This is a genomic window from Pseudomonas sp. Eth.TT006 (assembly GCF_054456575.1).
In genome coordinates, this window is the sequence record NZ_JBTJEN010000002.1 from 257,015 (window position 1) to 277,089 (window position 20,075).

The following is a 20,075-nucleotide window of genomic DNA, read 5'->3' on the forward strand; positions in this document are numbered from 1 at the left end:
ATGCTGATCGGTCATCCCCCGGAATCCCGCGACGACGAGCCACATGGCGCGCGTGCGCATTTTCTCCAGGTGTTCCTCTCACAGCGCTCGCAGATGGAAGCGCTGGTGAACCGGCGCGTCGGTTGCCGGGCGACGGCAGCGGATCTGGTGCAGGACCTGTTCCTGCGCTTCTGGCGTCGACCGCTGGTGCAGGTCGAGGAACTCAGCACCTACCTGCTGCGTTGCGCCGGCAACATCGCCATCGATCATTTGCGCAGCGAAGGCACGCGGGTGCGAGTCAATGAAGGCTGGCAACCGGACGCACCGGACAGCCATGGCAGCGAGCCGCAAGCCGCGCTCGAAGCAGGCAACGATCTGCGCCATGTCGAAGCAGCCTTGCGCGCCTTGCCTGAACGCACCCGGCAGATTTTTTTACTCAATCGCATCCACGGCCGCAAGTACGCCGACATCGCCAAGGCCATGGGCCTGTCCCAAAGCGCCGTGGAAAAACATATGATGCGCGCCCTCGAAGCCTGCAAGGCCAGCCTGCGCGAACCCGCACCACGTCTGCCAGGGAAAGCACCGTGACCCCCACCGACCGCGTCGTTCCGACGCCCGCTCAGGAGCAGGCTGCGCTCGCCTGGCTGAGCCTGCTCCACGACCGCCCGAGCACCGGCGACCAACTGACATTCAGCCACTGGCTGCGCGCCGATCCGGCCCACGCCGAAGCGTATGCCCAGGCGCAGGTGCTGTGGGAGCTGAGCGAAAGCCCGGCGCGCACCCTGGCCGATGAGGATGCGCTGGCGTTGCTGGGCTACCTGAATGCGATGGATCGTCCGCGTCGTTCCGCACTAGTGCGCTGGTCCGGCGCGTTGGCGATGGCCGCGTGTCTGCTGCTGATGATCAGTCTCGGCACGGGCTGGCAGCCGCAGCGCTGGATTGACGATCTGGGCGCCGATTACGTTTCCGCGCCGGGGGAAATCCGCACGGTGACCTTGGCCGATCAATCGCAAGTCACCCTCGACGCCGACAGCGCCATCGCCGTGGATTTCAGCCGTGGCGAGCGGCATGTGCAGTTGCGGCGCGGCGCCGGTTTTTTCAGCGTGACCCACACCGGCGAGCCGTTTGTGGTCGAGGCCGAGAAAGGTCAGGCGCGGGTCCTCGGTACACAATTCGAAGTGCGCCTGCAACCGCGGGGCGCGCAGGTCACGGTGCTGTCTGGACGCGTTGGCGTGACGGCGGATCGCAACGCGCAGCAGCAGATTCTGAGTGCTGGCCAGCAAGTCGCATACGGGCACGGCAGCGCAGAAAAACTGCACGCGGTGGACAGCGAAGCGCAACTGGCCTGGCGGCAGGGTTGGCTGACGTATTACAAGGCGTCGCTGGCGGAGGTGGTGGAGGATTTGCGGCGCTATTATCCGGGGCGGATTGTGTTGCTCAGCGATGAGTTGGGCGCGCGCAAGGTCAGCGGCAGTTTTCCGAGCAAGGATCCGCAGGCGGTGTTGAGTTCGCTGCAGGGAGTGATGGGGTTTGAGCAGCATCGGGTTTTGGGACATTTGATTATTTTGCGTTGATTCAAAGTCAAAAGACCGCATTCCAATGTAGGAGCTGCCGAAGGCTGCGATCTTTTGCTCTTGAAAAATATTTTCAGATTTGTGGTGAGGTAAACCCGAACCTCATCCGTGTAGTGACTGAAACTGCGAGTCATTCGCATCCGTTGCGGTTCTACACAGGTCATTGAGCAATGAAGTCCAGGGCAAAATCGGGTTCGGTCAAACAGTGGTTGGGCGTTTCGGCATTGAGTTTTTCTGCGTTGGCGCTGTTGCCGATGAGCGTGGCGCTGGCTGCTGCAACTGTCAGCGGCCCGGCGCAACAGCAGTTCAGTTTTTCCCTGAGTGCCAAACCGCTGCCGCAAGCCCTGAGCGACTTCAGCCGCGTCACCGGGCAAAGCGTGGTCTACACCGATGAAGCGCCGTACGGTGTCAATGCGCCCGCGGTCAGCGGTCAGATGAGCGCCGAACAGGCGCTGCAACGTCTGCTCAGCGGCTCCGGCATGACCTTCCGCCGCACCGACAGCCACACCCTGGCGCTGGAACCGCAGCCTACCGAAGGTGCGCTCAACCTCGGCGCCACCACCATCACCTCGACCCGCGACGACGCGATGAGCTACCAGCCGCCGCCAACCAGCTCGGTGATGCGCTCCTCGGCCTCGCTGCAGGAAATCCCGCAGACCGTCAACGTGATCCCGGCCCAGGTCATCCGCGATCAAACCCCGCGCAACCTCGACGACGCGCTGGCCAATGTCAGCGGCATCACCCAGGGCAACACCTTGGGCAGCACTCAGGATTCGGTGATGACCCGCGGTTTCGGCGACAACCGCAACGGTTCGATCATGCGTGACGGCATGCCGATCGTGCAGGGCCGTGGCATGAATGCGACGGTCGATCGGGTCGAAGTCCTGAAGGGCCCGGCCTCGTTGCTCTATGGCATTCAGGACCCGGGTGGCGTGGTCAACCTGGTCAGCAAGAAACCGGAACTGACTCAATACAACGCCCTGACTGTGCGCGGCTCGAGCTACGGCGACGGCAAGAACGGCAGCGGCGGCACCTTCGACAGCACCGGTGCCTTGGGTGAATCCGGGCTGGCCTATCGGCTGGTGCTCGATCACGAAGACGAAGATTACTGGCGCAACTACGGCACCCACCGCGAGACGCTGATCGCGCCGTCGCTGGCCTGGTTCGGCGAACGCACCAAGCTGTCGTTCGGCTATGAGCACCGCGAATTCCTCACGCCGTTCGACCGGGGCACGGTGATCGACCCACGTACCAACCACCCGCTGGACATCTCGCGCAACGAGCGTCTGGACGAGCCGTTCAACGACATGGAAGGCCGCTCCGATCTCTATCATTTCGAGGCCGACCACGAACTCAACGACGACTGGAAAGCCCACTTCGGTTATAGCTGGAACCGCGAAACCTACGATGCCAGTCAGGTCCGCGTGACCGCCATCGACACCAAAAAAGGCACGCTGACCCGCAGCATGGACGGCACTCAAGGCGCGATCAGCACCGACCGTTTCACCACCGCCAGCCTCGAGGGCAAGGTCAACGTGCTGGGCATGCAGCACGACCTGGTGTTCGGCGTCGACGACGAGTACCGCAAGATCTACCGCGCCGGCCTGATCCGTCAGAAAAGCCTGAGCACCTTCAGTTACGTCAATCCGGTGTATGGCCGTGAAGTCGAAGGCACCACGGTCAGCCCGGCCGACAGCGCACAGACCGATCTGCTGCGCAGCGATTCGGTATTTATGCAGGACTCGATTCACCTCAACGACCAGTGGATTCTGGTCGCCGGCGGGCGCTTCCAGGAGTACGACCAGTACGCCGGCAAAGGCGTACCGTTCAAGGCCAACACCGACAGTAATGGACAGAAATTCGTGCCGCGCGCCGGCCTGGTGTATCGCTACACCGACGAATTGTCGTTCTACGGCAGCTACACCGAATCGTTCAAACCCAACTCGACCATCGCCCCGCTCAGCGGCAGCAGCACTGTGCTCGACGGCAGCATTGCGCCGGAGGAGGCCAAGTCGTGGGAGCTGGGCGCGCGGCTGGAGATGCCGGGGCGCCTCACCGGTAACATCGCGCTGTTCGACATCAAGAAACGCAACGTGCTGGTAGCCAATTCCGAAGGTCCGACCACGATCTATAGCGCCGCTGGCGAAGTGCACTCGCGGGGCCTGGAACTCGATCTGACCGGGCAACTGAGCGAGCGCTGGAGCATGATCGGCGCCTATGCCTACACCGACGCCGAGGTCACCGAAGACCCGGACTACAAAGGCAATCGCCTGCAAAACGTGGCGAAGAACAGCGGCTCGCTGTCAGCGGTGTATGACTTCGGCAGCGTGATCGGTGGCGACCAGTTGCGCGTCGGCGCGGGTGCTCGTTATGTCGGTGAACGTGCGGGCAACGCGGTGAATGATTTCGACCTGCCGAGCTACACCGTGGCCGATGCTTTCGCCACTTACGACACCAAACTCGAAGGGCAGAAGGTCAAGTTCCAGCTCAACGTGAAGAACCTGTTCGACCGCACCTACTACACCTCGGCGGCGAGCCGGTTCTTTGTGTCGATGGGCGATTCGCGGCAGATTTCGTTGTCGAGCACGCTGGAGTTCTGATCCCGGACCGCGTCATCGTTCTTCGCTGGCAAGCCAGCTCCCACAGGTTCTGAGTCGAACACACATCTTTGAACGACTGAAGATTTTGTGGGAGCTGGCTTGCCAGCGATAGGGCCCTGACAGGCAGTAAGATTTCCGGCTCTAGCGTAAAAACGCCTGCCGATAATCCCCCGGCGTCCCCCCCAGAACCTGCCGAAACCGGTTGGTAAAATGACTCGCACTGGCAAACCCGCACGCCAGCGCAATCTCCCCCAACGGCAACGCCGTCCCGCGTAACAACGCCCGCGCCCGACTCAAGCGCCGCGCCAGCAGATACTGATGCGGTGGCAAACCGAAACTGCTGCGGAACATCCGCGCAAAGTGGTATTCCGACAGCGCACACAACCCGGCCAGTTGCCCGAGGCTGATCGGCTCGGCCAGTTGATGGTCGATGACCTCCACCAGTTGCCGACGCAGATGCGGCGCCAGCCCGCCCTTGAGGCGCAAGCCCTGACGGGCACTGACCTGGCTGAGCAGAGTGTGGCTGATCAACTCGTGCGCCAGGCTGCTGGTCAGCAGACGCTCGGCCGGCTCATCCCAGTTCAGCGTGAGCAATTGCCGAAAGCGCTGAGCCTGCTGCGGATCTTCGAGAAAAGTCTGCTCGCGCAACTGCATTTCCCGTGGCTCGCGATCGAGCAAGGTGACGCAGCCCAAGGCAAATTGTTCGGCGCTGAGATACACATGCGCGAGGCGGATATCGCCGTTGATCACCCAGCCCGATTGATGATCGGCCGGCAGGATGCAGAGTTTGTCCGGACCGCCCTTGTTGCCCGGCTGACCGCGGCGAAAGGTCCCGGTGCCGCCGGCGATGTAGCACGACAGCGTGTGATGGCCCGGCGCTTGGTATTCCTGGGCATCGTGGTGGTTGGTCCACAGGGCCGCCGACAAGCCGTCACCGAGCTCGGCGCTGCGCACAAGGCGTGCGTTCGGCGAGCGGTTGAGGGCTTGAAAGACTTGCAGGGTATCGATAGCGGCCATGGGCGGTTCTCTCCAACGCCTTGCATCCTACTCCGACGCCGCCGCGCTGCCAGCCTGCGGCCGGTCAAAAGCGCAAGATTTTGCAAGCGCGCCGATCTCTGCTGCCGCACCCTGATCTGCAATTCAGCGCAAAACCTGTGGCGAGGGAGCTTGCTCCCGCCGGGCTGCAAAGCGGCCCGAAGATTCTCGGTTGCCAATGCAGATTCGTGAGTACTGCGCACTCAAGCGGGAGCAAGCTCCCTCGCCACAGAAGCGCTCAGCGTTGCCGTATCAAGGAGTGTTTGCCATGAATCTTTCGTTGTACCTGCTGACCGTGCTGATCTGGGGCACTACCTGGATTGCCCTGAAATGGCAACTGGGGGTGGTGGCGATTGCGGTATCGATCGTCTATCGCTTCGGCCTCGCCGCGCTAGTGCTGTTCGTGTTGTTACTGCTCAGCCGGCGCCTGCAACCGATGAACCGCCGTGGCCATCTGATCTGCGTGGCACAGGGGCTGTGCCTGTTCTGCGTGAACTTCATGTGTTTCCTGACGGCCAGCCAGTGGATTCCCAGCGGTCTGGTGGCGGTGGTGTTTTCCACCGCGACCTTGTGGAACGCGCTCAACGCCCGGGTGTTCTTCGGCCAGCGCATTGCGCGCAACGTGCTGATGGGCGGCGCGCTGGGTCTGTTCGGGCTGGGGATGTTGTTCTGGCCGGAACTGGCAGGCCATCGCACCAGCCCGCAAACCTTGCTGGGGCTGGCGTTGGCCCTGTGTGGCACCTTGTGTTTCTCGGCCGGCAATATGTTGTCGAGCCTGCAACAGAAGGCCGGTCTGAAACCGTTGACCACCAACGCCTGGGGCATGGCCTATGGCGCGGCGATGTTATCGGTGTGGTGCCTGTTCAAAGGCATTCCGTTCGACATGGACTGGTCGCCACGTTACGTCGGTGCGCTGTTGTATCTGGTGATTCCGGGTTCGGTGATCGGCTTCACCGCGTACCTGACGCTGGTCGGGCGCATGGGGCCGGAACGTGCGGCCTATTGCACCGTGCTGTTCCCGGTGGTGGCGCTGAACGTGTCGGCGTTTGCCGAAGGTTATCAATGGACGGCGCCGGCATTGCTAGGCCTGGTATTGGTCATGCTGGGTAATGTGCTGGTGTTTCGTAAACCCAAAGCAGTCATATTGTCAGCTCGAGGAAAGTTGGCCTGAAACCTTTGAGCGCTGAGAACTCAGCGCTCGACTTTCAATGTGATGTAAATCAATAACGGTAATATGAAGTCTACGATGTGCCGCGCCCAGTCCTTGGCGTTCCAGACTTGCGAAGTGTCCATGTCGAACCATTCAACGCCGATAACTTGCAGGCAGACGTAATAAACAAACATCGCGATCAGCAAGCCGATAATCGAGAACTTCTTTGCTTCATGAAAGGCTTGCTCCGAAGCGTTCACGTGACGCAGTAGCTGGTAGGCGCCGACCAGGCAGAAAGTGCTCCAGGTCACTTCCAGGGTGATGATCAGCCAATAGATCCGGTGATGCAGCAGCGATGATTCGATGGCTCGGTAACGGATGTTGGGGTTGGCCAAGGTAGTGTCCATGCTGAGGACGTGGCCGACATATTCGTAGTTCGATGCATAGTCGGTAAAGTTGCTGAATACCACCAGTAAACCAAAGACGCTGATGTAGGCCATCAGAATGATTTTGCTGTAACGAATGAGTTTTTGAGTGGGCAGATTCTTCAAGTTTCTCTCCAGGTTTTTATTTTCTGTCGATCAGTCTGGAGAGTTTAAGGTTCCTTGCGATGGTTTTAGTTGAGGCTTGAGTTGCAAGGTATGTAAGGGTTCGCCAACGATTGAATTGAAACGGGCAAGTGGTCGTTGGCACTTGCCCGTTTTTTCAGCCGCGCCAGACTTGCGGATTGACCAGGTCTTGCGGGCGTTCGCCAAGTAGCGCGCTGCGCAAGTTGGCGAGGGCGCGGTTGGCCATGGCTTCGCGGGTTTCGTGGGTGGCCGAGCCGATGTGCGGCAATGTCACCGCATTTTTCAGCTGGAACAGTGGCGATTCGGCCAGCGGTTCTTTCTCGTACACGTCGAGGCCGGCGCCACGGATGCGGTTGTTCTGCAGGGCTTCGATCAACGCCGGCTCATCGACCACCGGGCCACGGGAGATGTTGACCAGGATGGCGTCGGGTTTCATCAGCGCCAGTTCGCGGTGGCTGATCAGGTGGCGGGTCTTGTCGCTGAGCGGCACCACCAGGCAAACGAAATCGGCTTCGGCCAGCAGTTGATCGAGGCTGCGAAATTGTGCGTCGAGTTGTTGTTCCAGTTCGCTCTTGCGACTGTTGCCGCTGTAGAGGATCGGCATGTTGAAGCCGAAATGCCCACGGCGGGCGACGGCGGCACCGATGTTGCCCATGCCGACGATGCCGAGGGTTTTGCCGTGCACGTCACAGCCGAACAGCGGTGCGCCGACGCTGGCCTGCCATTGGCCGGCCTTGGTCCAGGCGTCGAGTTCGGCGACGCGGCGGGCGCTGCTCATGATCAGGGCGAAGGCGAGGTCGGCGGTGCTTTCGGTGAGCACGTCGGGGGTGTTGGTGAGCATGATGCCGCGTTGGTTGAAGTAGTCGAGGTCGTAGTTGTCGTAGCCGACGGAGACGCTGGAGACCACTTCAAGTTTGGCGGCGGTTTCGAGTTGGGCTTGGCCGAGTTTGCGGCCGACGCCGATGAGGCCGTGGGCGTGGGGGAGGGCTTCGTTGAATTGGGCGTTGATGTCGCCGTTTTTGGGGTTGGGGACGATGACGTCGAACTCCTGTTGCAGGCGTTCGATCATGGGCGGGGTGATGCGGCTGAAGGCCAGGACGGTTTTTTTCATTGGGATTGGGCTCGGCTTCTGGGCTTTATTGCCAAGCACGCTAACATTTCTGGCTCAGGGTTGTCTTGGCGGCCTTTGGGCCGACCATGTTGTGGGTCGTTTTGGGTGTATATCCGTTTCTTTGGGTGTGGCGGCTGGCGGTTTCGCCCTGACGGCGACTCACTTTTTTTACAAACGCCTAAAAAAAGTAAGCAAAAAAAGGCTTGCCCCAACGTTCGGCCCTCGCCGTGGCTCGGGTCCCTTCGCTCCGGGATCCATCCGGGGGCATCGCCTACGGTTTGCTTCGCTGCACCTCCTCTCGATGTGTGCGGCTGCGCCGCACGGTCGCTGCGCTCCCACCCCCGGATGAATCCCTCCACTCAGCCTGCCGACGGGGCCTGCAGATCAAGATCAAGAGCTGCAGCCGAGCTAACGCTCATCCTGTGGAGTGGTGAAAAGCGGATGGGTCTGCTTTGGCTTTTCTGTGGGAGCTGGCCTGCCAGCGATGGCGGCCTACCAGCCGACCAATCCCCAACTGACCACATCCAATCCAACTGTAGGAGTGAGCCTGCTCGCGATGGCGGCCTGCCAGCCGACCGGTCGTTAACTGTCCACACTCAATCCAACTGTGGGAGCGAGCTTGCTCGCGAAAGCGCCGTATCAGTCACCGCAAGTATTGGAGCTGCCGACGCCTTCGCGAGCAGGCTCACTCCTACAAGGGTTCAGCTGTGTGATGAGGATTGGCTGACTTCCACATTATCCAGCACCCGATTCACCGCCAGCTCCGCCAGCATGATGATCTGCTGGATCGCCAGAATGGTGTGGCGCTGCGGCGGATCCACATAGGCGGCGATGTCGCTGGTCATGATGTTTGCCGAGGCCAGTGATTCGCAGGCATGCATCAGCAGGCTTTCGTTATCCATCTCCGGAGCGACCTGGAACATGGTGCTCGGCTTGTGGAATTTGACGGTGGTGGCGGAGGGTTTGAGGTAGTGGTCCAGCGCACGCTCGGCGGCGTCGTGGAGTTTTTTCGAGTCGAGGGATTCGTAGGGCGAAGTGCAGTCTGCTTCGGGCGGATTGGGTGTGGGTTTGATCATGTTGAAACTCCATTCGGGATGTGGAGTTCGCCACGTACTGCGACCAAGCAATAGGGTGGCGAACCGTACGCAGGTTGGTCGACCAGGGAATGGAAACCCGGCAGGGCCGAAGCCCTCCCACGCACAGCTCGCCATCAAGCAAGCTTGAAAAGTGCGCCATTCTAAACCCGGACGACCAAGTCCGGTCGCTGATTCGTCAACGACCCCCTGAGCCTATCCACCCCGTTTCCGACCGACAACCGTCAAACCCTGTCGGAAATCTCCCCGCCAATCACCGCCCCTGTAGGAGCTGCCGTAGGCTGCGATCTTTTGATTTTTAAACATTAAGGTCAAAAGATCGCAGCCTGCGGCAGCTCCTGCATTGGATGCGGTGCGTTTAAGGTCAGGTGGCGACGCGGGCGCCAGCGAGGCTGCCGCTCAGTTCGTAAGCTGCCAGTTCCGCTTGATGCGCTGCCAGTATTTCCGGCAGCGAGCCGCGCAGGTATTCGACCCAGGTCTTGATCTTCGCATCCAGGTATTGCCGCGACGGGTAGATCGCGTACAGGTTGAGTTCCTGCGAGCGGTAGTTCGGCATCATCCGCACCAGCGTGCCGTTGCGCAGGCCTTCGATGGCGGCGTAGACCGGCAGGACGCCGACGCCCATGCCGCTGATGATCGCGGCTTTCATCGCGTCGGCGGAGTTGACCAGGAACGGCGAGCTGTTGATGGTGACCATCTCCTGGCCGTCAGGGCCGTTGAAGGCCCATTTTTCCAGGGGGATCACCGGGCTGACCAGGCGCAGGCAGGCGTGGTTCAGCAGGTCGCTGGGTTTGTTCGCGCTGCCGTTGGCTTTCACGTACGCGGGCGAAGCGCAGACGATGCTGTAGGTGATGCCCAGGCGTTGCGAGACGAAGCCCGAGTCCGGCAGTTCGCTGGCCAGCACGATGGACACGTCGTAGCCCTCGTCGAGCAGGTCCGGCACGCGGTTGGCCATGGTCAGGTCGAAGGTCACGTCCGGGTGGGTCTTGCGGTAGCGGGCGATGGCGTCGATCACGAAGTGCTGGCCGATGCCGGTCATGGTGTGCACTTTCAGTTGGCCGGCAGGGCGGGCGTGGGCTTCGCTGGCCTCGGCTTCGGCTTCTTCGACATAGGCCAGGATCTGTTCGCAGCGCAGCAGATAGCGCTTGCCGGCCTCGGTCAGGGCGATGCGCCGGGTCGTGCGATTGAGCAGGCGGGTTTGCAGGTGGGCTTCCAGGTTGGAGACCGCGCGCGAGACGTTGGCCGTGGTGGTGTCGAGTTGCACGGCGGCGGCGGTGAAGCTGCCGGCTTCGGCCACGCAACTGAACGCGCGCATGTTTTGCAATGTGTCCATGGGGTGCTCTCAAGGGAGATGGCAAATTGTGACACGAAGTTTCAGGGGCTGAGACCCCCGACCAAGGGATTATCTCGTTAACGGTAACAAAGATTCACAGGAATCCCAGCTTATCGCCGTTCAGGGCGCCCCCTAGAATTGCGCCGTCCCCTGTAGGAGCTGCCGCAGGCTGCGATCTCTTGATTTTGTTTTAAGGGAATCAAGATCAAAAGATCGCCGCCTGCGGCAGCTCCTGCACAGACAAGTCCCCGCCTTATCCTCTTTCAGGAATTCGCAGCTGTGCCGCGTCGCATCAACAGAGCGCTTTTGCCGCTCAGTGTTCTGGCTTTCACTTTGGCTCTCGGCGGCTGCATCGGTACCGCAGGCATAGCCCCACAGGGCAAGGCGCTGGAGGCCAATACCCTGGCCACCGACGACGCCATTGCCCACGCCGCCCAGGACGCCCACTGGCCCACCGCGCAATGGTGGCAAGCCTACGGCGACCCGCAACTCAATCGCTGGATCGACCTCGCCGTGCAAGGCAGCCCGAGCATAGCCATGGCGGCCGCGCGGGTGCGTCAGGCCAGGGCGCTGGCCGGTGTCGCCGAAGCTGCCGAGTCGTTGCAGATCAATGGCGAGTCAACGCTCAAACGCCACAACTGGCCGACCGACCAGTTCTACGGCCCCGGCGAGCTGGCCAACACCACCACCTGGGACAACAACGCCGCGCTGGGTTTCAGCTACGCCCTCGACCTCTGGGGCCGGGAAAGCAATGCCAGCGAGCGGGCGGTGGATCTGGCGCACATGAGCGCCGCCGAAGCACGCCAGGCGCAGCTGGAATTGCAGAACAACATCGTGCGCGCCTACATAGAGCTGTCGCTGCATTACGCCCAGCGCGACATCGTCGCCGCGACGCTCAAGCAGCAACAGCAGATTCTCGACCTTGCGCAGAAGCGTCTGGACGGCGGTATCGGTACTCACTTCGAAGTCAGCCAAGCCGAAACGCCGTTGCCGGAAACCCATCGGCAACTGGATGCGCTGGACGAAGAAATCGCTCTGACGCGCAATCAGATCGCCGCGCTGGCAGGCAAAGGCCCGGGCGCCGCTGCGCAGTTGCAACGGCCGACTTTGGCGCTGGGGGCTGCATTGAAGTTGCCGTCGGCGTTGCCTGCGCAGTTGCTCGGTCAGCGCCCGGACGTGGTCGCCAGTCGCTGGCAGGTGGCGGCGCAGGCGCGCGGCATCGATGTTGCGCACGCCGGGTTTTATCCCAACGTCGATCTGGTCGGCAGCCTTGGCTACATGGCCACCGGCGGCGGGGCGCTGGAGTTTTTGACCGGCAAGAAACTCAACTACAACGTCGGCCCGGCAATCTCCCTGCCGATCTTCGACGGCGGGCGTTTGCGCAGTGAGTTGGGTGAAGCCTCTGCCGGGTATGACATCGCTGTAGCGCATTACAACCAGACGCTGGTCAATGCGCTGAAGAACATCTCCGACCAGTTGATCCGCCGCGAGTCGATGGACAAGCAGCAAGCGTTCGCTGCCGAGTCGGTGGCCACGGCGCAGAAGACTTACGACATCGCAATGATCGCCTATCAGCGCGGCCTCACCGATTACCTCAACGTGCTCAACGCGCAGACCTTGCTGTTCAAGCAGCAGCAAGTGCAGCAGCAGGTGCAGGCGGCGCGGTTGAGTGCGCATGCCGAACTGGTGACAGCGTTGGGTGGGGGGCTTGGGGCTGGCAATGATGTGCCGAGTGCCAAGCAAACCCAGGCGCCGAAAACTCCGGCGCTACTGCGGTGAACACACAACCCCTGTGGGAGCGGGCTTGCTCGCGAAGAGGGAATGTCATGCAGCCCATGTGTTATCTGACACAGCGCATTCGCGAGCAAGCCCGCTCCCACAGTTTCTCCGGTTCGACTGAATTTTTGAGCATGACCAAATGACCCCCTTGCCCGCACCAATACGCTGGCTCTACTCCCTGGAATGGCGCCGTGGTTTCTTCGACTGGGCGCGCAGTGATGGCGTGACCTGGGTATATATCTTCAAGGTGCTGCTCGCCGCGTTCCTCACGTTGTGGCTGGCGATGCGCCTGGAACTGCCGCAGCCGCGCACGGCGATGATCACCGTGTTTATCGTCATGCAGCCGCAGAGCGGGCAGGTGTTCGCCAAGAGTTTCTACCGCTTTCTCGGCACCCTGGCCGGGTCGGCGATGATGGTCACGCTGATCGCGCTGTTCGCGCAGAACACCGAGCTGTTCCTTGGCTCGCTGGCGATCTGGGTCGGCATTTGCACCGCCGGTGCGGCGCGTTGCCGTAACTTTCGCGCCTATGGTTTTGTCCTCGCCGGTTACACCGCAGCGATGGTCGGGTTGCCGGCGCTGGCGCATCCGGACGGCGCGTTCATGGCCGCGGTGTGGCGGGTGCTGGAGATCTCGCTGGGGATTCTCTGCTCGACGCTGGTCAGCGCCGCGATCCTGCCGCAAACCGCCAGTGCCGCGATGCGCAACGCGCTGTATCAGCGGTTCGGGGTGTTTGCGTTGTTCGTCACCGATGGCCTGCGCGGGCGCAGCAAGGCCGAGGCCTTCGAAAGCAACAACGTGCGCTTTATCGCCGAAGCGGTGGGCCTGGAAGGGCTGCGCAGCGTGACCGTGTTCGAAGACCCGCACATGCGTCGGCGCAACGGTCGCCTCAGTCGCCTGAACAGCGAGTTCATGGGCATCACCACTCGCTTCAACGCCTTGCATCAGTTGCTCGAACGCTTGCGCGGCAACGGCGAAGAACACGTGGTGGCGGCGATCAGACCGGGCCTGCAGGATCTGGCTGAAGTGCTCGACGGCTTCAGTGGCCGCGCCCTGACCAGCCCGGACGCCGCACGTCTGGCGACGGCGTTGGCGGCCTACAAGGAAGGCTTGCCGACGCGCGTGCGCACCTTGCGCGCAGCCTTCCAGGAAACTGCGCCGAGCGACGCCGAGCAACTGGATTTCCACACCGCGTACGAATTGCTCTATCGCTTCGTCGACGACCTGCACAGTTACGCCCAGACCCACGCGTCGCTGGCCGATCACAGCCACGAACGCGAGCGCTGGGACGAGCCGTTCACCCCGCAAACCAACTGGTGGGCGGCTGCGGCGTCGGGGATACGCGCCTCGTTCATTCTGATCGTGCTCGGCAGTTACTGGGTCGCCACCGCGTGGCCGAGCGGCGCGACCATGACCCTGATCGCGGCGGCCACCGTCGGCCTGTCCGCCGCCACGCCGAACCCGAAACGCATGGCGTTCCAGATGGCCTGCGGGACGTTTCTCGGCGCGCTGATCGGCTTCGTCGAGATGTTTTTCATCTTCCCGTGGATCGACGGTTTTCCGCTGCTGTGCGTGATGCTCGCGCCGGTGATCGTGCTCGGCTCGTTCCTGACTTCGCGGCCGCAATATGCCGGGGTCGGCCTCGGTCTGCTGATCTTTTTCAGCACCGGTTCGGTGCCGGACAACCTGACCGTCTACAACCCCTACACCTTCATCAACGATTACATCGCCATGGTCATGGGCATGCTGGTCTGCGCAGCGGCTGGGGCGATCATTCTGCCGCCGAACAGTCGCTGGTTGTGGCAGCGTCTGGAGCAGGATCTGCGCGGCCAAGTGGTGTTCGCGATCAGTGGCAAACTCAAGGGCCTGGCGTCGAGTTTCGAGAGCCGCACCCGCGACCTGCTGCACCAGGCTTACGGCCTCGCCGCCGGACAGCCGACGGTGCAGAAGAACCTGTTGCGCTGGATGTTCGTGGTGCTGGAAGTCGGCCACGCGATCATCGAGTTGCGCAAGGAACAGGCGATTCTCCCGGTGCACCCGGCGTATGCCGAATCGCAGCCGTGGCGCCAGGCGATCCGGGTGATGGGCCGGGCGCTGGTGCGGCTGTTTCTGCAGCCGAACCCGAGCAATCTGGAACGCGCGCTGGTGGCGGTCGATCACGCGATCAGCCGCGTTGCTGCGACCGACGAGCCGTTCGCGCCGCACTTCGACACTTCGGCCTTGCGCCGGGTAAAGAGCTACCTGCACTTCATCCGCACCTCGTTGCTCGACCCGCAATCACCACTCGCTGCCTATGCCGTCGCCAAGCCCGAAGGACTTGCCCATGCCTCGTGAAATCGCCTTCCACGGCGTGTACATGCCGACCATGACCCTGATGTTTTTTGCCGCTGCGGCGCTGGCCTGGGCGCTGGACCGGTTCCTCTCGGGGTTCGACCTGTACCGCTTCTTCTGGCACCCGGCGCTGCTGCGTCTGAGTCTGTTTACCTGTCTGCTCGGCGCGATGGCGCTGACCGTCTACCGTTGAGAACCTATTGATGAAAAAGTTTTTCAGCCTGCTCGCGACCCTGCTGGTGCTGGCCCTGGCGCTGTGGATCGGCCGCACGTTGTGGGAGCACTACATGAACACGCCGTGGACCCGCGATGGCCGGGTGCGCGCCGACATCATCAACGTCGCGGCAGACGTCACCGGTGAGGTCGTCGATGTGCCGGTGCGCGACAACCAGTTGGTGAGGAAGGGCGATTTACTGATGCAGATCGACCCGGAGCACTACCGCATCGCGGTGAAACAGGCGCAGTCGCTGGTCGCTTCGCGCAAGTCGACGTGGGAGATGCGCAAGCTTAACGCCCATCGCCGCGCCGATCTGGACAACCTGGTGATCTCCAGGGAAAACCGCGACGACGCCAGCAACATCGCCGACGCGGCGCTGGCCGATTACCAACACGCGCAAGCGCAACTGGAGGCCGCCGAACTCAACCTCAAACGCACCGAAGTGCGCGCGGCGGTGGACGGCTACGTGACCAACCTCAATGTGCATCGCGGCGACTACGCGCGTATCGGCGAGGCGAAAATGGCCGTGGTCGACATGAACTCGTTCTGGGTCTACGGCTTCTTCGAAGAGACCAAACTGCCGCACGTGCGCGTCGGTGACAAAGCCGACATGCAACTGATGAGCGGCGAAGTGTTGAAGGGCCACGTGGAAAGCATCTCGCGCGGCATCTACGACCGCGACAACCCGGAGAGCCGCGAATTGATCGCCGATGTGAACCCGACCTTCAACTGGGTGCGCCTGGCGCAGCGGGTGCCGGTGCGGATTCACATCGATGAAGTACCGCAGGGCGTGTTGTTGGCGGCGGGGATTACTTGCACGGTGGTAGTGAAGCAGGACGTTGTGGACAACTGACAGACCGCGTCGCCCCAATCGCGGGCAAGCCACGCTCCCACAGGTATCGCGGCGTTCAAAAAAATCGGGGACGCCCCGAAACCTGTGGGAGCGTGGCTTGCCCGCGATGGCAGCGACGCGGTCTGTCATGGAAATAACGAACGGTCAATCAGCGCAAAACGTCTCCTGCAAATGCCGCCACAGCACCTGCCCGGACGCAGTTTTTTCAAACACCACCGTCGAGCGCCGATCTGTATGCAAGCCGCTCGCATCCGTCTGTTGCTCGCGATAACTCAGCGTCGCACCGTGCGCATGCAGGGCAATCCCGCGCAGTTCACTGAGCTTGATTCTGAGGCCTGCTTTTTTCCCGCCCGCCGCTTGAAACAATGCGCGTAAGGCACCGATATCCAGCGCCCGGCCCAGCGGCGTGACCATGGAAAAATTCGTCGCGAACCGGCTTAACAGACGCTCCAGTTCCGCCGAATCCTGCTCCACGGCAAACCAGCGTTCGATGACCAGATGGGCCTGGATCACTTCATTGAAATAGTCGTTGTAGTCAGTCATGCGGATTTTTCCTCAAGGGATGGCGTGCTCAGCAGCGCGAGCACATGGGTAGCATCGAAGCGCAGCACGGCGACCATCGGCAACAGCGTCAGCAGCGCAGCGGCGAGAAAACAGGTGTGGAAATCGTTGCCGCCCAGCGCGCCCAGTAGCGAACTTAGTAATGCTGCGCCGAGGCAGAAACCGAGCTGGCGATTGATGTTCCACAGGGCGCTGGACTGGCTCATTTTTTCCGCGGGCATGCCGACAAATGCGAGAGTCTGTGCGGTGACGCTGCACAGGCTGCCGCCCAGGCCCATCAGGGCGTAAGCGCTGATCAGCGGCGCGGCGGCGGGTTGTTCGATGCGCATCAGCAGAACAATACCCAGGCATTGAGCAAGCATCCCGGCAATCAGCAACGGCTTGGGGCCGATACGGTTGAAGCTGCGTTTGCCGAGCATGATCGCCACGCCCGAGGCGGCGGCCCAGGCCAGCATCAGCGCACCGGTCTGTGCGGCGCCGACACCGAGTTCGTGCAGGTACAACACGGCAATCATGTTGGTGCCGGTGAAGACCCCGGGTACCAGCAGATAAATCAGCATCGCCAGGCGCAACGACGGACGCTTGAGCAGTTGCAGGTCGAGCACGGCATCGGGTTTGCGCCAGCCATCACGCAGGTACAGCCCTAAAGCCAAGACGCCGAGCAACAGCACCCAGCCCGCGAGGTGGCGGGTCGCGGACGCGCTGCCCAGGCTTACGGCGATCAGCAGCAGGGTCAGGGCGGACACCGCCAGCAGCAGGCCGCGAAGGTCCAGCGTCGGGCGTTCAGTGGCAGGCTGATCGGCGTTCAGCCACAGCAGGCCCAAGGCGAACGCCAGCAAGGCCAATGGCAGGTTCAGATAGAAAATCCAGCGCCACGACAGGGCCTCGACGATCAGACCGCCCGCTGCCGGCGACAGGGCCGGGACCATCAGCGCTACCAGCAGCACCACGCCCGTGAGGTGCGCACGTTGCGCTGGCGGAAATTGCCGATACGCCAGGGCCTGCCCGACCGGCAGCAACAAGCCGCCACCGAGCCCTTGCAGCAGGCGCCAGCCAATCAGGCTTTCGATCGACCCGGCCTGCGCCACCAGCCCCGAAGCGATCCCGAACAGCAGCAGCGAACTCAGGATCAAGCGGCGCTCGCCCAATCGCGCGGCGAGCCACACGCTCATTGGAATGATCAGTGTCAGCCCGAGCATGTAGGCGTTGGTGATCCACGCCAGTTGCGTGACCGAGGCGTGCAACTGCCGCGCGATGTCCGGGTAGGCGATGCTTGCGGCGAACATGTTCAGCAGGTCGAGAGCGAACCCGAACAGATACACCAGCGCAACTTTCGAGCGATAGACCATGGCAGCGTCCCTGTGATGAGACGTGCAGGGTAGAGTGCCGCAGGAGTTAGGAAAACGCTGGTTTGCCTGCTAGTTTGTCAAAATTATTTTGACAGCGAGGCAGGTGGCGATGGTCAGTCTGGACCGTTTTGACACGTTCAAAGCCGTGGTGGAGGCCGGTTCACTGACCGCCGCTGCCGATACGCTGGGCCAGACCCGGGCGGTGGTGAGTTTCAATCTCAAGCGGCTGGAAGAGGAGCTGGGTGTCACTCTGCTCACGCGCAATACCCGGCAACTGGCGCTGACCGATGCTGGCGAGCGCTTCTATCGACGCTGCCTGCGCACCCTCGACGAAGCCCGGCTGGCAATCGAGGAAGCACGCTCCGAACATGCGCAACTCAAGGGCACGTTGCGCATCACCACCACTGTGGAGTTTGCCTTGGCCCAAGTGGTGCCGGCGCTGGAGGTGTTCCGCCAGCAACAGCCACAGTTGAACATTCACCTGTCGACCTCCTCGACCCATGCCGATCTGATCTCCGAACGCTTCGACCTGGCGATCCGTCTGGGGCGCATGCACGACTCCAATCTACGCGCGGTGCAATTGTCGACGTTCGAAGTGTTTGCGGTGGCGGCGCCCTGTCTGGTCGAACGCTTCACGCCGGTCGCCACACTGGCGACGCTGGAGTCGATGCCAACCCTGGGCCACGGACGGGTGCCGGAAATGACCGTCGCCGACCCCGCCGGCAGTGAGCATGTCTATCAGCCAAAACCCGGGACCACTGCCATCGTTGCCGACAACTCGGCGACGTTGCGGGCGTTTGCGTTAAACGGGCAGGGCGTGGCGATTTTGCCGCAGTGGCTGATTCAGGATGATCTGGAGGCCGGGCGACTGGTGCGGTTGCTGGCCGATTACCGCTTTGCTCGGCAGGGGGTGTATGCGCTGTATCCGGATACCCGGCATTTGCCGCTGAAGGTGCGGGCGTTTATTGATTTCATGAAGGCGTGGGGTTGAGGATCTGTGCTGATCTTGTTGACGCTTTCGCGAGCAAGCCCGCTCCCACAGGGTTTTGCGGCGTACACAAATAGCCAGAACGACACAAAAACCTGTGGGAGCGTGGCTTGCCCGCGATGGGGTCGCCTCAGTCTCAAAGCTTGCCACGCAAACCAAACCGTTTCATCAACGTCGACTCCAGCAATCCCTTGGGCAACAACGTCGCCAGCAACGGCAACGCCCGGCTGCCATTGCCAATACGGATCAACCGTGGCGGCTTGTCTTGCTGCACAGCCTTGAGCAATTGCGCCGCAAACTCGGTCGCCGGTGTCGGTTTGTCCTGCGAAGCCTTGGCCCGCGCGCGAATCCCCTCACGCAACGGAAACCACGGCGACTGCTCGTTGATCAACTGCTCCGCTTCATGCCCGGCATTTTTGGCGAAGCTCGACTGAATTGCTCCCGGCTGCACCTCCAGCACGCGAATGCCGAACGGCGCCAGTTCCATGCGCAGCGCATCGCTGAGCGCATGCACGGCAGCTTTCGACGCGCAATAGGCACCGGCAAACGGCGTCACCAGCACACCGGAGACACTGCCGATATTCACCACCAGACCCTTGGCCCGGCGCAGCAGCGGAAACAGTGCGCGGGTCACGCCGATAATCGAGAACACATTGGTTTCGAACTGGCGCTGCATGGCCGGCACGCCACCGTCGAGCAGCGGGCCCATGGCGCCATAACCGGCGTTGTTGATCAGCACATCGAGGCTGTTTTGTTGCTGGTTGATCCGCTCGGCGAGCTGTTCCAGTGCGCCGGCGTCGTTGACATCCAGTTGCACCGCTGTGAAACCGGCGGCGCTCAACACCGCGACGTCCTCGGGCTTGCGCGCAGTGGCCCAGACTTCGTAGCCAGCAGCTTTGAATGCATCGGCGAGGGCGCGGCCAATGCCGCTGGAGCAACCGGTAATCAACGCAACGGGCATGGCGCATTCCTTGTGCAAAAAAGTGGGGGAGGGGATCAGTCGGAGAAACTGCCCTGCAACCGCTCGGCGCGAAATTCCAGGGTTTGCGGGCGATAACCGGGACGCAGTGGCGGCATCGGCAGGCAGTCTTCCCACTCACCGCCGGCCTGCAACTCACCGGGACCACGATAGCGTGGGGCGGCGTATTGATTGTCGGCCAGATTGACCGTGTCACCCGGTGCGTAGGCAGCGATGCGCCAGCGCAGTTCGGTCAGCGGCACGTCGTTGCCGTTTTTCATTTTCAGTTGCAGCGGGCGATCCGCCGGGCACTGTTCAGGGGCGTAGGCAATGCGCATTTGCAGACGCGCCAGTTGCTTGTTCTCGCGATTGTCCAGCCACACCACCCACATCGCCACCAGCCCCAGGCCGACAGCGGCGGCCACCGACACCGGCAACGCTTTGGCCGGATAGCGCAGCAACAGGATCAGCCAGGTGATGACCAGCAGAATGCCGATGAACATGTGCGAACGCTCCTTGAACTCATGATGAATATCCTACCGAACGGGCGCGGGAATGGACATGTGCGGATAGTTCCAGGGCGCCATTGGTCGGGA

The 20,075-nt window shown here is 62.0% G+C and carries 18 protein-coding genes; 9 read left to right on the plus strand and 9 right to left on the minus strand.

The features are described from left to right. The 3 genes from ACXR0M_RS04360 (at position 1) to ACXR0M_RS04370 (ending at position 4,153) form a co-directional block, all read left to right on the plus strand. On the plus strand, positions 1–567 hold the full coding sequence (locus ACXR0M_RS04360) for an RNA polymerase sigma factor (protein ID WP_003221797.1): 567 nt from the start codon (positions 1–3) through the stop codon (positions 565–567). Beyond that, the gene (locus ACXR0M_RS04365; protein ID WP_458830251.1) at positions 564–1,553 is read left to right on the plus strand and encodes a FecR family protein; all 990 of its coding nucleotides are present in this window, start codon (positions 564–566) and stop codon (positions 1,551–1,553) included. Before ACXR0M_RS04360 ends, ACXR0M_RS04365 begins: the two co-directional genes overlap by 4 nt. Positions 1,554–1,723: 170 nt before the next feature. Further along, positions 1,724–4,153, plus strand: coding sequence for a TonB-dependent siderophore receptor (locus tag ACXR0M_RS04370; protein WP_458830253.1), 2,430 nt, complete (start codon positions 1,724–1,726; stop codon positions 4,151–4,153). A gap of 141 nt (positions 4,154–4,294) precedes the next feature. On the opposite strand, the gene ACXR0M_RS04375 is transcribed toward ACXR0M_RS04370, so the two are convergent. Further along, a complete protein-coding gene (locus ACXR0M_RS04375; protein WP_458830255.1) occupies positions 4,295–5,170 on the minus strand; it encodes a helix-turn-helix domain-containing protein in 876 nt (291 codons plus the stop codon). A 286-nt stretch (positions 5,171–5,456) separates the two neighbouring features. Here ACXR0M_RS04375 and ACXR0M_RS04380 point away from each other — a divergent pair, with 286 nt between their 5' ends. Further along, positions 5,457–6,359 carry a DMT family transporter gene (locus tag ACXR0M_RS04380; protein WP_458830257.1) on the plus strand — a complete coding sequence of 301 codons (903 nt, stop codon included), beginning with the start codon at positions 5,457–5,459 and terminating at the stop codon, positions 6,357–6,359. Positions 6,360–6,379: 20 nt separating this feature from the next. Here the strand turns inward: ACXR0M_RS04380 and ACXR0M_RS04385 are convergent, their stop codons facing one another. From ACXR0M_RS04385 to ACXR0M_RS04400, 4 genes are all read right to left on the minus strand, one after another. Beyond that, entirely contained in the window at positions 6,380–6,889 is a 510-nt protein-coding gene (locus ACXR0M_RS04385; RefSeq protein ID WP_458830259.1) for a DUF2165 family protein, read from the minus strand. Positions 6,890–7,043: 154 nt separating this feature from the next. After that, on the minus strand, positions 7,044–8,018 hold the full coding sequence (locus ACXR0M_RS04390) for a 2-hydroxyacid dehydrogenase (RefSeq protein WP_458830261.1): 975 nt from the start codon (positions 8,016–8,018) through the stop codon (positions 7,044–7,046). Positions 8,019–8,719: 701 nt separating this feature from the next. Further along, a complete protein-coding gene (locus ACXR0M_RS04395) occupies positions 8,720–9,094 on the minus strand; it encodes a DUF6124 family protein (protein ID WP_458830263.1) in 375 nt (124 codons plus the stop codon). 382 nt (positions 9,095–9,476) lie between these two features. After that, positions 9,477–10,445: a LysR family transcriptional regulator gene (locus ACXR0M_RS04400; RefSeq protein WP_458830265.1), complete on the minus strand. Its 969-nt coding sequence runs from the start codon at positions 10,443–10,445 to the stop codon at positions 9,477–9,479. Between the two features lie 279 nt (positions 10,446–10,724). Here ACXR0M_RS04400 and ACXR0M_RS04405 point away from each other — a divergent pair, with 279 nt between their 5' ends. From ACXR0M_RS04405 to ACXR0M_RS04420, 4 genes are all read left to right on the plus strand, one after another. Continuing rightward, positions 10,725–12,224: an efflux transporter outer membrane subunit gene (locus tag ACXR0M_RS04405; RefSeq protein ID WP_458830267.1), complete on the plus strand. Its 1,500-nt coding sequence runs from the start codon at positions 10,725–10,727 to the stop codon at positions 12,222–12,224. 139 nt (positions 12,225–12,363) lie between these two features. Then, positions 12,364–14,556 carry an FUSC family protein gene (locus tag ACXR0M_RS04410; RefSeq protein WP_458830269.1) on the plus strand — a complete coding sequence of 731 codons (2,193 nt, stop codon included), beginning with the start codon at positions 12,364–12,366 and terminating at the stop codon, positions 14,554–14,556. Beyond that, positions 14,546–14,746 (plus strand): DUF1656 domain-containing protein, encoded by a 201-nt coding sequence (locus ACXR0M_RS04415; protein ID WP_458830271.1) that lies wholly within the window; start codon positions 14,546–14,548, stop codon positions 14,744–14,746. The genes ACXR0M_RS04410 and ACXR0M_RS04415 overlap by 11 nt, the downstream gene beginning before the upstream one ends. A 10-nt stretch (positions 14,747–14,756) precedes the next feature. Continuing rightward, positions 14,757–15,623, plus strand: a complete 867-nt coding sequence (locus ACXR0M_RS04420) for an efflux RND transporter periplasmic adaptor subunit (protein ID WP_458830273.1) — start codon at positions 14,757–14,759, stop codon at positions 15,621–15,623. Positions 15,624–15,767: 144 nt separating this feature from the next. Here the strand turns inward: ACXR0M_RS04420 and ACXR0M_RS04425 are convergent, their stop codons facing one another. Both ACXR0M_RS04425 and ACXR0M_RS04430 read right to left on the minus strand, forming a co-directional pair. Continuing rightward, positions 15,768–16,166 (minus strand): DUF4440 domain-containing protein, encoded by a 399-nt coding sequence (locus tag ACXR0M_RS04425; RefSeq protein WP_458830275.1) that lies wholly within the window; start codon positions 16,164–16,166, stop codon positions 15,768–15,770. Further along, positions 16,163–17,533 carry an MFS transporter gene (locus tag ACXR0M_RS04430; protein ID WP_458830277.1) on the minus strand — a complete coding sequence of 457 codons (1,371 nt, stop codon included), beginning with the start codon at positions 17,531–17,533 and terminating at the stop codon, positions 16,163–16,165. Before ACXR0M_RS04430 ends, ACXR0M_RS04425 begins: the two co-directional genes overlap by 4 nt. Positions 17,534–17,642: 109 nt before the next feature. Here ACXR0M_RS04430 and ACXR0M_RS04435 point away from each other — a divergent pair, with 109 nt between their 5' ends. Next, positions 17,643–18,524 carry a LysR family transcriptional regulator gene (locus ACXR0M_RS04435; RefSeq protein WP_458830279.1) on the plus strand — a complete coding sequence of 294 codons (882 nt, stop codon included), beginning with the start codon at positions 17,643–17,645 and terminating at the stop codon, positions 18,522–18,524. A gap of 133 nt (positions 18,525–18,657) precedes the next feature. On the opposite strand, the gene ACXR0M_RS04440 is transcribed toward ACXR0M_RS04435, so the two are convergent. Further along, the gene (locus tag ACXR0M_RS04440; RefSeq protein WP_458830281.1) at positions 18,658–19,482 is read right to left on the minus strand and encodes an SDR family oxidoreductase; all 825 of its coding nucleotides are present in this window, start codon (positions 19,480–19,482) and stop codon (positions 18,658–18,660) included. Positions 19,483–19,517: 35 nt separating this feature from the next. After that, a complete protein-coding gene (locus ACXR0M_RS04445; protein WP_458830283.1) occupies positions 19,518–19,982 on the minus strand; it encodes a multidrug transporter in 465 nt (154 codons plus the stop codon). Between the last annotated feature and the right edge of the window lie 93 nt (positions 19,983–20,075).